Consider the following 13,292-nt stretch of genomic DNA (forward strand, 5'->3'; position numbering starts at 1 on the left):
CGTTCTCCCATGATTGATTCAACCAGATGCAATGCCGGTGGCCGCGTGCCTTCACGGTCGCCGGCGAGTGGACCCGCTTGTCCCGGACGCCTCTTTCCGAGGCGCCCCCGCGCGGGCGCGCCCTTCACGGGTTCGCGGGCGCCCTCGCGCGAAGTGCCCTTCGCGTCACCCGGGCCCTGCCACGGCGCCCGGGTGACGCGTCCGGCCTTCCGCCGCCCTACCGCCCCAGTGCGAGGCAGGTCGCCTTGGCGGTCTTGGACGGGTCGCTCTCGGAGGTGGCGGTCAGGGTCACCTTGGCGAGGTGAGCGCCTCCCGACCCGCGCCGGGCGTTCACGGTGACCACGGTGTTCTCGCCGGAGTCGGCGGTCGCGAGCTCGTTGGGCAGCGAGGCCGTCCAGCCGCGGCCGTCGACGGTCGCCGAGAGCCGGTAGACGTCACCCTTGAGGTAGGCGCTCACGTCCTCGGGGTGCTGCCCCCGCGCCTGGGCGGCCCTGCCGGTGTTGAACAGCGGGAAGCGGCAGGACGTCAGGTCCTTTCCTGACGGGACGCCGACGGACGGGAGCACCTTCACGCCGCGCTTGTTCGGCCCGGCGCCGTCCAGGGAGCGGATCGCCACCGTGTACGACAGGATGCCCTTGCGGTCGCGCTTGAGGTCGAGGACGTAGAAGTGGAGCCGGTTGGCCTGGTCCACGTACTCGAACTCCGAGCCCGAGCCGGTGCCCGCGTGGAACAGCGCGTCCGACAGCTGGCGGTAGTCGCCGACCGTGATGGGCACGGCGGTGCCGTCCGGCAGCACGTAGTCGGTCATGCCGATGTCCTGCGGGTTGGCGTCGACGACCCACTCGAACGGCGCCCGGTCCTCGTTCTTGGTCTTGGCCAGCAGCACGCCGGAGTCGGGGGTGAAGGAGTCGGCGCCCATCCTGTCCACGACCTCGACGGTGTAGTTGTCGTAGCCGCCGCCGTCGCAGAACGGGTCGGTGTTCGCGTCACAGGCCGGGCTGCGGTCGCCGTTCCCGAAGGCGATGTTGACCCCCGACAGGCCGGTGGGTCCCGGCTGGGCCACCCGGGCCGTCACCTTGGCCACGACGAGCCCCGACTCGGCCAGCGCCTCCCTGGACAGGCGCAGCACGTTGGCCTCGTCCACCATCTCCAGCTTGATCTTGTTGCGGAGCATGTGCTGGGCGCCCATCGAGCCGCCCGAGGTGGGCGGGATCAGCCAGCGGCTGTGCGGGCCGCCGGGGCCGTTGAAGCTGCCCCGGCTGAGCATCTCCCAGATGCCGGTGTACGCCCGGCGCGGTGGCACCCCGAACGGGTTGTTGTAGTTGTCGCCGATGCCGAGGATGTGGCTGAGCTCGTGGGCGTAGACGCCCTGCCCGGAGCTCTCGGCCTGGGTGGAGGAGCCGCCCCCGGCGTTGGGCCAGATGGACGAGGCCGAGGCCCAGGACGTCCACTCCACGTAGCGGGTCCTGGCCCAGTTGGGCAGGGCCGGGTCGGGCGGGCCGAAGTCGTCGGTCACCGCCTCCTTGGTCGGGAACTTGATCGGGCCGAACTCCTGCCAGGTGGCCGACTCGTCCTGGCCCGCGCTCAGGTAGAAGACGAAGTCGAAGCCGGCCGGGATCTCCTGGCCGACGGAGCCGACCCACGCCGCCCGCGCGTCGGTCCTGATGTTCCGGGTGCAGGTGTCGCCGGCCGGGCAGGCCGTGCCGCCCTGGAACTCCATCGCGTACTCGTGCGACTTGCCCGGCATCTGGAACGGGCCGAACGCGGTCAGCTCCACGCCGTAGCGGCCTCCCGAGTCCTCCATCCAGTACTCGTGGATGGTGTGGCCCCGGTTGAGCTCGTTGGGGGTGTTGAGGAAGTCCTTGTAGAACTGGGCGACCTGGTCGCGGGGGATGTCGTGGGCCTCGGCGCTGGGGTTCCTGAAGACGGTCGAGCCCTGGGGCTGGGTGACCACGAACGGCTGGTTGGGATAGTCGGCCAGGACGAGCGCGCCGCGGAAGGTGCGCTTGGACCCCTTGACCGCGGGGTCGGCCCAGTTGGTGCCGGGGGGCTTGCGGTAGTCGGCCCACGTCATGTGGTCCGGGTTCTTCCAGTTCTGCGGGTCGATCGGCGCCGGGCCCGCGGGGTCGGCGCGGCGCGCGGCCCCGGCCTCGGGGGCGTCCTGCTGCCAGGGCTGGGTCCGGGGCCAGTGGTCCAGGCGCCAGGGGTGTTCGGGCTCGGGGGCGGGGTCGGCGGAGGCGGGAACGGAGGTGAGGCCGATGGGGATCAGCACGATCGCGGCGAGCAACACTTTCAGCAACCTGGGGGGTCGTATCACGCTAAAAGACGGTATCGACCGTTTTTAGATAGATCAACAATCTTCTGTCAGGAAAGTGGAGAGTCCTTGGCCGGAGATGCATTTGAGATCTACCGTCACTCCCCTTAACCTCTCCAAAGGGGACGAACTCACAGGAGTGCCTATGTCGACGCGTGCCGGGCGGATCATCGGCACGCGCCCCCGGGGAATCGTCTCCGTTCACTGCGCCCCCCTCGTCCTGCCCGTCACGAGCCCTCCCATCAGGGACGGGGCGATCGTCGTCAGGGGCGACCGGATCGTCCGGGTCGGGCCGCGCGCCGAGATCGAGGCCGCCCACCCCCTTCTGTCCCCGACCCGCTGGCCGGGCATGATCGTGCCGGGGCTGATCGACGCGAACCTCCGGCTCGACAGGGCGTCCGCCCCGCCGTCCGTGCACGGCGTCACCGCGGCGGGAGGCGTCGCCGCGGACCTCGACGCGGCCTCCATCCTCGGCGAGACCGGGCTGGGCGGCGTGACCTACCTGGAGACCCGCTACGAGGACGAGGAGCGCTGGGAGAACGAGGGCCGCGACCGGCTGATCACCGCGATCCGCGAGGTCGACCACCCGGGCGTCATCGGCATCGCCGCCCACTCCCCCGACCCTCACGTCATGGAGGACCTCGCCGTCCTGTCGCAAACGTTCGGCCTCCGGCTGCACGCCGAGCCCGGCCGCCACCCGGTCGGGTTCCTCGACGAGGTGGGAGTGCTCGGCGCGGGCTGTCACGTCGCGATCTCCGGCCCGCTGGACGAGGCCGACCGCAAGCTTCTCGCGGTCCGCGGCACGGTGATCGCCATCTCGTCGCCGTTCGCCGCCGAGGGTCTCCTCGACGGCGGGAGCGCGATCGCCGTCGGCACCCGTACGGGCGGCGACCCGCTGTCGGTCGCCCGCGCGCTCTCCCACGCGCCGGGCCACGACCGGCTCCTGGTCGAGGCGGTGACGCTGGGCGGCGCGCGGGCGCTGGGCATGGCAGAGGGCCCCGGCCGCCTGGGCTCCCTGGACCGGGGCGGCCGCGCGGACTTCGCCGTCTTCGCCGTGGAGGCCGGCGAGCGGGACGCCTACACCCTCCTGCTGCACGAGGGGCCGGGCCGGTGCGTGGCCACGTTCGTGGGCGGCCGGCCGCGCTGGCGCCTCGACCGGACCGAGGCGAAGGCCGAGGACGCGGAGACCAAGCGGCTGGCCTGACCCGGTGGACTCTCCCCGGTCGCCCGGCCGGAGAACGACATCGACCGGAGAACCGGCGTCGGCCAGGGACCGAACGTCGACCCGAGAACGGGCACCGGCCGGGGCCGGACGGCGGGCTAGACGTGCTGGGCGTCGACCGTGCCCAGCAGCTCCCTGAGCCGGTCCTGCTGCTCGGCGGTGAGCACCGAGAACAGTTCCTCGGCCACCCGCCTGCGCGCCTCGCGCACCCGCTCGTACCGCTCGCGGCCCTCGCCGGTGACCACGAGCAGGGTGGAACGGCGGTTGGCGGGGTCGACCTCGCGGCGGACCAGTCCGGCCTCCTCCAGAGCGTCGACCACCGGGGTCACCGAGCGCGGCACGATCCGCAGCCTCTCGGCGAGCTGCACCATCTTCAGCGGCGGCTCGGAGTCGACGATGACCCGAAGCGCCCGCGCCTGGCCGGGGCTCAGGCCGAGCGGGCCGAGCCGCTCGCCGTACCCCCGCCGCAGTCGATGGCCGACACCGTGCACCAGGTCGGCCAGTTCCGTCTCCACAGCGCCGAACTTATCCCAGTGTCGCCTGGAATGAATGTGAGGTAACCTCTGTTTGAGTAAACATCGCAAAGGAGTTCCATGACCAAACAAACCGGAAGTGCCGTACGGCACGAAACACCCGATATGAACGACGAGCCCCGCGCGCCCCTGCGGCGCGTCGTCGGCCTGTTCCGCCCCTACCGGGGCCGCCTCGCCGTCGTGGGCGCCCTCATCGGGCTGTCCTCGCTCGTCTCGCTCGCCTCGCCGTTCATGCTCCGCTCGGTCCTCGACGACGCCATCCCGCACGGCAGGACCGGCCTGCTGACGCTGCTCGCGCTCGGCATGGTCGCGGTCGCCGTCGTCACCAGCGTGCTCGACGTCGTCCAGACGCTGATCTCCACAGGGGTCGGCCAGCGCGTCATGCACGACCTGCGCACCAGCGTCTACGGCCACCTGCAGCGCATGTCCATGGCCTTCTTCACCCGCACCCGGACCGGCGAGGTGCAGTCGCGCATCGCCAGCGACATCGGCGGCATGCAGCTGGTGGTCACCTCCACCGCGGCCTCGATGGTCTCCAACCTGACCACCGTGGTGGCGACGATCATCGCGATGCTCGTGCTGGACTGGCGGCTGACCATCGTGTCGCTGCTGCTGCTCCCCGTCTTCGTCGCGATCAGCCGCAGGGTCGGCCGGGAACGCAGGAAGATCACCTCCGAGCGGCAGCGGAAGATGGCCGCCCTGTCGTCGATGGTCCAGGAGTCGCTGTCGATCAGCGGCATCCTGCTGGGCCGGACGATGGGCCGCGGCCCCGAGCTCACCGGCCGGTTCTCCACCGCCTCGGACGAGCTGGCCGACCTGGAGGTCCGCTCCAGCATGGCCGGGCGCTGGCGGCAGTCCACCATCCAGATCATCATGGCGGCCATGCCCGCGGTGATCTACTGGGCCACCGGGCTGACCTCGGCCGTCTCCATCGGCACCGTCGTCGCCTTCACCACGCTCCAGATGAACCTGTTCCGGCCCGCCGTGTCACTGCTGCGGCTCGGCGTCGACGTGCAGAGCTCCCTGGCGCTGTTCGGCCGGATCTTCGAGTATCTGGACCTGCCGGTGGACATCCACCCCGGCACCCGCACGCCGGAGACCGTACGCGGCGAGATCCGCTTCGAGCACGTCGGCTTCTCCTACGGCGAGGCCCCGACCCTCTCGGACGTCGACCTGACCGTCCCCGCGGGCACCACCCTGGCCGTGGTCGGCGAGACCGGCTCGGGCAAGACCACGCTGAGCTACCTGCTGCCCCGCCTGTACGACGTGACGAGCGGCCGGGTCACGATCGACGGGGTGGACGTGCGCGACCTCACCTTCGAGGCCCTGGCCGAGACGGTCGGCGTCGTCTCGCAGGAGACCTACCTGTTCCACTCCTCGATCGCCGACAACCTGCGGTTCGCCAAACCCTCCGCCACCGACGAGGAGATCGTCGCCGCCGCGCGGGCCGCCCGGATCCACGACCACATCGCGTCACTGCCCGACGGGTACGACACCGTGGTCGGCGAGCGCGGCTACCGCTTCTCCGGCGGCGAGAAGCAGCGCCTGGCCATCGCCAGGACCCTGCTGCGCGACCCGCCCGTGCTCATCCTCGACGAGGCCACCAGCGCCCTCGACACCCAGACCGAGCGCGCCGTCCAGGAGGCCCTGGACGCCCTGTCGCACGGCCGTACCACCATCACGATCGCCCACCGCCTGTCGACGATCCGCGACGCCGACCAGATCGCGGTCCTCGACCACGGCCGCGTCGTCGAACGCGGCACCCACGACGAGCTCCTCGCGGCCGACGGCCCCTACGCCGCCCTCGTCAACCGCGACCGCTCCCTCACCTCCGCCTGACCGAGGTCACGTTCCGCGCCCGTCCCACCCTCGTCATCACGCGAGCCGGGGACGGGAGGTCACGCTCCGGCGGGCGGGACCCGGCCGATCGTGATCCCGGACCCCGCACAGGCCCTAGTGTCCTTCGAGGGCGAGCCCGACTCCGAGCTGGGAGAGCAGTTCCAGCTGGTCGTAGTAGATGCGATGGCTGAGGATGAGCCCGCCCTCCACGGTGCGGACGCTGCCGGCGCGGATGCGAATTCTCCGGTTCGTCGGCGGGAGAACGGCGCCGGGCGCCAGGAAGGAGCCCACGTGGGTGGCGGCTATCGACCATTCGTGCGCGATGCCGTCGCCCTCCTCGACCGCGGACCAGACCGTCACGCGCAGATCCGGGAACGCCTCGAAGAAATGCGCGTAGTACGAATGGATCTGGTCGTGGCCCTCCGCCACGCCTCCCGGAGCGACGGTGACGGCCTGCGGGCTGTAGCACCGCATCATCGCCTCCAGGTCATGATCGTTCGCCGCGTCCACCAGCGCGTCCTCGATCTCCGCCTGCTCCGACATCCCGACCCCCTCTGCCCCGGTGAACGAACCGACGCCATCGACGCGTCGTGTGCACGGCCTGATCCCCCCTACCCCTCCGGCCTGCGGCGTATCCACTCCCGGCCGGCCACGCCGTCCGGCCGGGAGCGCCCGCGACGCGATGATCTCCCGCCGGGAACTCACGCTCCGGCGGGCGGGACCCGGTCGAGCGTGATGCCGAAATGGTCGAGGTAGGCGGGAAGGAGCTCGGTCTCGTCCAGGACGCGTTCGGTGCGCTCGCCGTCCACGGTCTGGATCAGCCTGCGGTCGCGGAGTGTGGTCCTGCCCCGGGCCGTACGCATCGAGCAGACCGGCGCCGTGGTGAAGTGCGACCGCGGGGAGGTCGCCTGCCACCAGCACGTCGGGACGAAGTCCGCCAGCTCGTAGGGCCGGGCGGTCAGCCGGTAGGCCGGGTCGCCGTTGTGCGTGATGTCGAGATCGCCGTGGTCGCCGTGGTCGCCGTGAGCGGGCGTGATCCGGAACACGCCCCCGCCGTCCTTCTGCTCCGCGCGCTCGTCGAGCCGCAGCGGCTCGTCGGCGAAGTCGCCGAACCCGACGTCGACCAGCCACGGCTCGTCGAGATCGACGCGGAGCACCAGGTGGTCGAAGAGCGGCCCCGGCACGCTGCCGTTGAAGCCCCTGGCGGCCAGCAGCGTGACCCGGTAACCGAGACCGGTCAGCAGTTCGGCGAGCAACCCGTTCAACTCGTAGCAGAAGCCCCCGCGACGACGGCCGACGACCTTGTCGAACAGCGCGTCGGAGTCGAGGGAGATCGTCTCACCGAGATGGATGCTCAGATTCTCGAACGGCACCGTCCTCAGGTGCGCGAGCTGCAGGGCCCGCAGGCTCCGAACATCCGGCTCCGCGGGCCGGGTGACGCCTAATCTGTCCAGATAATGAGTGATCTGCGACTCGTCCATGGGGCAAGCAAACCACGTTCCGGTGCCCGCCGGATTCCACTGCCGACAAAGCAAGGTCGCGTATCGCCTCCGGCGTGAACTTCGGTGTCCTGGCATGGGCCTCGAATTCGTCGACAAGGTCTCCCCTGTCAAAAGCAAGCGTTGCGTGGTACGACATATGAGTAGATTCACCTCAGAACGAGAGTCATTCCATGCGCAGGAAGCTCCGGTCAGCGGTCGCCACTCTCCCATTCGCCCTGCTGCTGGTTCTCACCGGCGGTGCGGCGTCGAACGCTCAGGCAATCACCTCACCGGCGGTCTCGGCGTGGGACTGCGATCCGGGTGGCAGCCTCATCTGGTGCGCGATCACCGTGGAGGGCGGCGTCACCCCGTATACCTACGAGTGGTACAAGGACGGCGTCCACAAGGCGCAGTTCACCGGCCACGTTCTGCGACTCGGCTGCACTCCTGGCCGCGACGTGCGAATCGACGTGGTGGTCACCGACGCGATCGGGCAACGGATCTCGGCGTGGGCCGTCTGCACGTGCGTGCGGGACTGGCAGTAGCGTCGCTTTCCCTGGCAACTGTTCCAGCGAGTGGCAGCGGCGGCACCTTCCGTCCCCGGTATCCGGTCATCTCCAGGGGCCGTTCGAGCGTCTCTTGGTCGATGATCGCTCGTTGGCGTGAGACGCGGAGACGTTCATGCGGCAACTCGTGGCGTCACCCGCACCACGGCGGGCTCAGGCCGCCGTCGCGCGTCTCACGTGGCGGAGAAGTCGAACTCCCCGTCCTTGACGCCACCGACGAACGCCTCCCACTCGGCGCGGGTGTAGACGATCACCTCGCCGTCGGGTCGGTGACTGTGCCGTACGGCGACCCGCCCGCTGCCGTCGCCCAGCGGCCCGGCCTCGACACAGCTCCCGCCACCGTTGTCGCTCTTCGTACTGATGCGCCAGGCAACGTGGGCCAGGTTCGTGGAATCAGGCATTTCACGCCCTTTCCTCGCGTTCACCGCAATAGTTCCTCTGCTATCGCAGAGATCAGCACAGCTGACTCCTCAGGAGGCAGAGCCAGCTCCTGCAGTTCATCGTACGTCCGCATGAAGCGCTGAGTATCTGGCGATTCAATATAAATAGCCCCTTTCGGGGTCTCCGCGTAGCCGACCTCGGGAAACGGCTCTTCCATCGTGAAAATTCGGAACGCGCCGCTTGGACTGGCATGCGCCCCGGCACTGAACGGCAGGACGCGGATCTCGATGTTCGGCCGGACGGCATGCCTGGCCAGTTCCTCGAGTTGCGTCGCCAGACATACGGCACCACCGACCTGCCTGCGCAGTACCGACTCGTCGATGATCGACAGCAAGCGGGGTGGGTCGTCTCCTGCGAGAATCCCTTGACGAGTCGTGCGGAGCTCGACCCAGCGATCGATCTGCCCGCCTTTCGCGTCGTACTCAGCCGCCGTGATCGCCGCTCGCGCATATGCCGAGGTGTGGAGCAGGCCGGGCAGCAGAGTGTTGTCGAAAGCCCGGATCTCACGCGCCCGGGACTCCAGCCATACGTAATCGACGAACGCTCCGGCGACCTCCCCCGCGTATCCGTCCCACCAGCCTTTCTGCCAGACCTCCTGGCTCAGCTTCATCAAGCCTTCGCGGCGATGACTGTCGGCGACACCATAGAGATCAAGTAGCGCCATCAGGTCGGGCCTGCGAATCGGATACTCGCCGGACTCGAAGCGGCCCGCCGTAGAAGGATCACGCTGCAGGTATTCGGCAGTGTCCTTGAGCAGTATGCCGTTGGCCTCACGAAGATCGCGAAGCTGTTGACCGAGCCACTGCGCTCGGAGTGTCACCCACTTCGGAGCAGCCATGCCCAACCCCCTCCAGACTGTGCTGCACAGTTCAAGATTTCGCCGCTTGAGCTACACAGCTTGTGAACTCCCATTACTGTGTGTCAGCATACCTAAAGTAGCGATCCAGTGACGGTGAGTGCAAGAGATCGCAGGGGGTTGACTAGGAAATCGCCATGTAGGCGCACAGATTCCAAGAAAAGGAAGGGACCGGGGTGGGCTTCGCTTGGAGGCCACGCCCGCCCCGGTCCCGGCGGCCGGAAAGGAAACACCCGAGATGGAGCACTTCAACGGTTCCGACCACCCGATTGTTTATCACGGCACGAGCTCGCTGGAGGCGGCAAACGGAGGCGGGGGAGACGCCTTTCCCGAGAATGCCGGGCCTACCAGAGATGACGTGCGGGCACTGGCCGGTGGCCTGCCTCGCGCGTTCGCGCTGGTCCAGGAGTTCGGCGACCACGAAGGAGAGGGCGTCGCGGAGGTGGTGGCGTACGGGCTGGCCCTGCCTGGCGGGGAGGCGGCTACCGTCGGGGTGACCGCTCGGGGGTTCGGCAGCTGGCAAAGCGCCGACAGCGCCGCGTACCGGCTCCGCTCCGATCTCGTCTGGCTCGGAGAGGCCGACAACTGATCGGCCACGTCCTTGTGCGGCGACGGCCTGGCCGCGCCAGATGGTCGCCCGGCGCCGCGTGAGCCTGAACGAGGACCGCGTCAGCGGGCCTCACCGTCCGGGCAAAAACGAACACCATCCTGGCTCAAGCGAACACCGTCCGGGCTCACACGAACAGCGCTGACACCGTCCAGGCTCGCGCGCAGACCCGCCAGGATCGCGCTCAGCCCGTACTCGAAGTCGGCGTCGGCCGCCTCGCGGGACTCCCCCGGTGCCGGGCGGTCGGCGCTCGCCTGCTCCTCGACGGCCCACCCGACGGTGTAGCGGCTGACGACCAGGACGGCCCGCCGGGCGTCCGCCGGGGGGAAGCCCGCCTCGCCGAGCACGTCGATCACGAGGTTGGAGATCGCGACCTGGTTCCCGACGGGCCGGGTGCCGATGTGCAGCCGCGCGCCGTCGCGGTAGGTCAGCAGGCTCCGGCGCAGTGCCCGCGCCCGTTCGGCGAGCCAGCCGGCCCAGTCCTGGCCCGGTCCCGGGCGGGCCAGGTGCGCGAACGCGTCCTCGACCATGGCCGCGGCCATGTGGTCGAGCAGCTCCCGCTTGCTGCCGAAGTGGCGGTACAGGGCCGGTGACCGCACGTCGAGCTCCTGCGCCAGCCGCCTGGTGGTCAGCCCGTCGAGCCCGACCTCGTCGAGCAGCCGCAGTGCCGTACGCATCACCGTGGCGCGCGTGTGTCGCATCCGTTGCCTCCCCACGTCCCGTTATCGACGATAACTTCACCGGGCCCGAGGCGCTCGGACCGCGGATCCGCGCGAGCCGGGCTCCAGAAGATCACCTCGTGTTCACGCCAAGGGGTGGCGAAGGTCGCCTGAGCGATTTACGTTCCGGCTGATGACCATGTATCGGCCAACCCGGAGGCAACGATGGATCGTCGGACCGTGTTACGCGCTGCTGTCATCGGAGGCGGGGGCGCGGCGTTCTCCGGAGCGCTGTGGGGACAGGCCTTCGGCGCCGTCGCCCAGCCAGGACCCAGCCCGTACGGCGGCCTGCTCGCCGCGGACGCGAACGGCATCCAGCTCCCGCCGGGGTTCGCCAGCCGGGTGATCGCCCGATCCGGGCAGCGGGTCGCCGGCCACACCTGGCACTGGGCGCCGGACGGCGGGGCGTGCTTCCCCGACGGCGCCGGCTGGATCTACGTGTCCAACTCCGAGATCCCGCTCGCCGGAGGGGCCTCCGCGGTCCGCTTCGCCGCCGACGGCTCCATCACCTCGGCGTACCGCATCCTGTCCGGCACCAACCTCAACTGCGCCGGTGGCGCGACCCCGTGGGGCACCTGGCTGTCGTGCGAGGAGATCGCGCTCGGCCGGGTCTTCGAGACCTGGCCCGCGGGCGGGCGCTCCGGCGAGGAGCGCACCCGGCTGGGCCGCTTCAAGCACGAGGCCGCCGCCTGCGACCCCGTACGACAGGTCGTCTACCTCACCGAGGACGAGGACGACGGCTGCTTCTACCGCTTCGTCCCCGACACCTGGGGTGACCTGCGCACCGGAAGGCTCCAGGTGCTCTGCGCCCCGGCCGGCCAGGTCACCGGCCCGGTGACCTGGCAGGACATCCCCGACCGCGACGGCTTCCCCGTCGCGACGCGGCGCCAGGTCGGCGCGGCCAAGCACTTCGACGGCGGCGAGGGCTGCTGGTACGACCGCGGCGTCTGCTACTTCACCACCAAGGGCGACAACCGGGTCTGGGCGTACGACACCGCCGCCTCCACCCTCGACCTGGCCTACGACGACTCGCTGGTGACCGGCGGCATCGCCCCGCTGACCGGCGTGGACAACATCACCGGAGCGCCCAACAGCCGCGACCTGTTCGTCGCCGAGGACGGCGGCGACATGGAGATCAACGTCATCACCTCCGAGGGCGTCGTGGCGCCGTTCCTACGGATCCTCGGCCAGTCCTCCTCCGAGGTCACCGGTCCCGCGTTCTCGCCGGACGGCTCGCGCCTGTACTTCTCCTCCCAGCGCGGCACCTCGGGATCGTCGACCGGCAGCGGCGGCATCACCTACGAGGTGATCGGCCCCTTCCGCGCCCAGCCTTGACGCGGCCCTGACGCGGCCCTGACGGTCCTCCCTGGCGGCGCCCGGCGTCCTGGCCGGGCGCCGGGCGCCGTTCGCGGAACGCGCCGGGGTCACCCCACCCCGGCCGTTCCTCGCGTGCCGGACGTCCCGCGCACGGTCCGGCGGGCCACGAGGAAGAGGGTGAGCGCGCCGAGGACGAGGATCACCTGGCCGGTCAGGTTGGCGGTGTTCGCGGTGCCGTGCAGCATGAGCAGGAGGAAGCCGCCGAGCGCGTAGGTCAGCAGCGCGCCGCCCGCCAGCGCGAGCCGGTGCTCGGCGCCCCAGCCTTCGCGTCGCGACCACCGGCTGATCACGACCGTCATCGCGGCGAGCAGCGCGATGCCCGCGGCGACCCCCCACCAGTCCTCGGGACGGAAGAAGAACGCCGCGGACGCGACGAACCCCAGCGCGCCCACCTGCCAGAGCCCCGGCGTCCGCCCGCCCGTCATCAGACGAGGGCGCCGCCCGACGAGGAACGCGGCGACGACCAGGAGCGCGACCACGACGGCGGCGCCGATCCGCTGCGGCGGCGAGGCCATGAATCCGCTGTCGTCGTAGATGCCGCCGAAGAGAACGAGGGAGCCGAGGACGAACACGACACAGGTGACGATCAGGCCGGGTACGCCCAGCCAGGGGGTGGTGGCCCGGCGGGGCACCAGGATCTCGACGAGGGCGATCGGGACACCGATGCTCCAGATCACGTGTCCGGCGGTGAACCCCACGGCGTTGGTCGCGCTGAGACCCAGTGCCGGGATGAGGGTGGCGGCGCGGGAGACGTCCCCCTCGAACAGCGGGGCGGGGTTGAAGAGGGTCTGGTCGATCAGGGTCGCCTCGAGCACGCCGTACGCGCACGCCAGCAGGATGATCGCCGGCCAGCCGCGCCCGGTGCGCCGGACCACCTCGCGGATGATGATCGCGCCGCCGCCGTACATCGGCGCGAGGATGACCAGGCCCCAGATGTCGGACGAGGGGACGTTGCCGAGCAGGTACTCGGCGACCAGCGGGGAGAGAAGGAACAGCCCGAGGGCGGGCGCGATGCGCCGTAACGTCCCCGGACGCCCGCCGGGAGCCACCGGAGCTGTTCGAGCCGCCTCAGCCGCCTGAGCTGCCTGATCCGCCTGATCCGCCTGATCCGTCTGGGACGTCTGGGGCGCATGAGATGTCCGGGCCGTCTCGGACATCCGGGTCATCCGGTCCGTCCGGGTCGCGGGCCGTGGGTCGTCGGGAGGGTTTCCGGTCATGGCGGTGACGCTAGATCCGGGCGGCCCCCGCGCGCATCGAACGCAGGAGCGGCCTTCGCCCCCTCCTCCGGACCGAGCCCGGCCACGCCTCTCCCTCCTGGGACGGAGACGGCGGCACGC

13 protein-coding genes are annotated in these 13,292 nt (G+C 70.3%); 5 read left to right on the forward strand and 8 right to left on the reverse strand.

Features of this window, described 5'->3' with window-relative positions; genetic code table 11:
* Positions 1–217 precede the first annotated feature (217 nt).
* A complete protein-coding gene (locus tag ACTOQ2_RS30565; RefSeq protein WP_440104256.1) occupies positions 218–2,317 on the reverse strand; it encodes a M6 family metalloprotease domain-containing protein in 2,100 nt (699 codons plus the stop codon).
* A gap of 142 nt (positions 2,318–2,459) precedes the next feature.
* Between ACTOQ2_RS30565 and ACTOQ2_RS30570 the strand changes: the two genes are divergently transcribed.
* Entirely contained in the window at positions 2,460–3,518 is a 1,059-nt protein-coding gene (locus ACTOQ2_RS30570) for an amidohydrolase family protein (protein ID WP_440104257.1), read from the forward strand.
* 116 nt (positions 3,519–3,634) lie between these two features.
* Here ACTOQ2_RS30570 and ACTOQ2_RS30575 read toward each other — a convergent pair whose 3' ends face one another.
* Positions 3,635–4,051 (reverse strand): MarR family winged helix-turn-helix transcriptional regulator, encoded by a 417-nt coding sequence (locus ACTOQ2_RS30575; RefSeq protein ID WP_440104259.1) that lies wholly within the window; start codon positions 4,049–4,051, stop codon positions 3,635–3,637.
* 78 nt (positions 4,052–4,129) lie between these two features.
* Between ACTOQ2_RS30575 and ACTOQ2_RS30580 the strand changes: the two genes are divergently transcribed.
* Positions 4,130–5,908 carry an ABC transporter ATP-binding protein gene (locus tag ACTOQ2_RS30580; protein ID WP_440104261.1) on the forward strand — a complete coding sequence of 593 codons (1,779 nt, stop codon included), beginning with the start codon at positions 4,130–4,132 and terminating at the stop codon, positions 5,906–5,908.
* A gap of 114 nt (positions 5,909–6,022) precedes the next feature.
* On the opposite strand, the gene ACTOQ2_RS30585 is transcribed toward ACTOQ2_RS30580, so the two are convergent.
* Together ACTOQ2_RS30585 and ACTOQ2_RS30590 are read right to left on the reverse strand one after the other, a co-directional pair.
* Positions 6,023–6,451 (reverse strand): ester cyclase, encoded by a 429-nt coding sequence (locus ACTOQ2_RS30585; RefSeq protein WP_440104264.1) that lies wholly within the window; start codon positions 6,449–6,451, stop codon positions 6,023–6,025.
* A 158-nt stretch (positions 6,452–6,609) separates the two neighbouring features.
* Positions 6,610–7,389, reverse strand: coding sequence for an arylamine N-acetyltransferase family protein (locus tag ACTOQ2_RS30590; protein ID WP_440104266.1), 780 nt, complete (start codon positions 7,387–7,389; stop codon positions 6,610–6,612).
* A 191-nt stretch (positions 7,390–7,580) separates the two neighbouring features.
* Here ACTOQ2_RS30590 and ACTOQ2_RS30595 point away from each other — a divergent pair, with 191 nt between their 5' ends.
* Positions 7,581–7,934, forward strand: a complete 354-nt coding sequence (locus tag ACTOQ2_RS30595) for a hypothetical protein (RefSeq protein ID WP_440104268.1) — start codon at positions 7,581–7,583, stop codon at positions 7,932–7,934.
* Between the two features lie 194 nt (positions 7,935–8,128).
* Here ACTOQ2_RS30595 and ACTOQ2_RS30600 read toward each other — a convergent pair whose 3' ends face one another.
* Positions 8,129–8,356 (reverse strand): DUF397 domain-containing protein, encoded by a 228-nt coding sequence (locus ACTOQ2_RS30600; RefSeq protein WP_440104271.1) that lies wholly within the window; start codon positions 8,354–8,356, stop codon positions 8,129–8,131.
* 20 nt (positions 8,357–8,376) lie between these two features.
* Positions 8,377–9,234 (reverse strand): helix-turn-helix domain-containing protein, encoded by an 858-nt coding sequence (locus ACTOQ2_RS30605; protein ID WP_440104272.1) that lies wholly within the window; start codon positions 9,232–9,234, stop codon positions 8,377–8,379.
* 376 nt (positions 9,235–9,610) lie between these two features.
* On the opposite strand from ACTOQ2_RS30605, the gene ACTOQ2_RS30610 reads away from it, so the two are divergent.
* Positions 9,611–9,841 carry a hypothetical protein gene (locus tag ACTOQ2_RS30610; RefSeq protein WP_440104274.1) on the forward strand — a complete coding sequence of 77 codons (231 nt, stop codon included), beginning with the start codon at positions 9,611–9,613 and terminating at the stop codon, positions 9,839–9,841.
* An 80-nt stretch (positions 9,842–9,921) separates the two neighbouring features.
* Here the strand turns inward: ACTOQ2_RS30610 and ACTOQ2_RS30615 are convergent, their stop codons facing one another.
* A complete protein-coding gene (locus ACTOQ2_RS30615; RefSeq protein WP_440104276.1) occupies positions 9,922–10,560 on the reverse strand; it encodes a TetR/AcrR family transcriptional regulator C-terminal domain-containing protein in 639 nt (212 codons plus the stop codon).
* 198 nt (positions 10,561–10,758) lie between these two features.
* Between ACTOQ2_RS30615 and ACTOQ2_RS30620 the strand changes: the two genes are divergently transcribed.
* Positions 10,759–11,913 (forward strand): alkaline phosphatase PhoX, encoded by a 1,155-nt coding sequence (locus ACTOQ2_RS30620; protein ID WP_440104278.1) that lies wholly within the window; start codon positions 10,759–10,761, stop codon positions 11,911–11,913.
* Between the two features lie 89 nt (positions 11,914–12,002).
* Here the strand turns inward: ACTOQ2_RS30620 and ACTOQ2_RS30625 are convergent, their stop codons facing one another.
* Complete coding sequence (locus ACTOQ2_RS30625; protein WP_440104279.1) at positions 12,003–13,004, reverse strand: hypothetical protein; 1,002 nt, start codon at positions 13,002–13,004, stop codon at positions 12,003–12,005.
* Positions 13,005–13,292: the final 288 nt, after the last annotated feature.

It is taken from the genome of Streptosporangium sp. H16 (genome assembly GCF_051918855.1).
In the GTDB taxonomy this organism is placed as follows: Bacteria; Actinomycetota; Actinomycetes; order Streptosporangiales; family Streptosporangiaceae; genus Streptosporangium.

Excerpts from the sequence above, each read along its gene's own strand:
- ACTOQ2_RS30570 (WP_440104257.1), top strand. The coding sequence starts at position 2,460 with ATGTCGACGCGTGCCGGGCGGATCATCGGCACGCGCCCCCGGGGAATC.
- ACTOQ2_RS30580 (WP_440104261.1), top strand. The coding sequence starts at position 4,130 with ATGACCAAACAAACCGGAAGTGCCGTACGGCACGAAACACCCGATATG.
- ACTOQ2_RS30585 (WP_440104264.1), bottom strand. The coding sequence starts at position 6,451 with ATGTCGGAGCAGGCGGAGATCGAGGACGCGCTGGTGGACGCGGCGAAC.
- ACTOQ2_RS30590 (WP_440104266.1), bottom strand. The coding sequence starts at position 7,389 with ATGGACGAGTCGCAGATCACTCATTATCTGGACAGATTAGGCGTCACC.
- ACTOQ2_RS30595 (WP_440104268.1), top strand. The coding sequence starts at position 7,581 with ATGCGCAGGAAGCTCCGGTCAGCGGTCGCCACTCTCCCATTCGCCCTG.
- ACTOQ2_RS30600 (WP_440104271.1), bottom strand. The coding sequence starts at position 8,356 with ATGCCTGATTCCACGAACCTGGCCCACGTTGCCTGGCGCATCAGTACG.
- ACTOQ2_RS30605 (WP_440104272.1), bottom strand. The coding sequence starts at position 9,234 with ATGGCTGCTCCGAAGTGGGTGACACTCCGAGCGCAGTGGCTCGGTCAA.
- ACTOQ2_RS30615 (WP_440104276.1), bottom strand. The coding sequence starts at position 10,560 with ATGCGACACACGCGCGCCACGGTGATGCGTACGGCACTGCGGCTGCTC.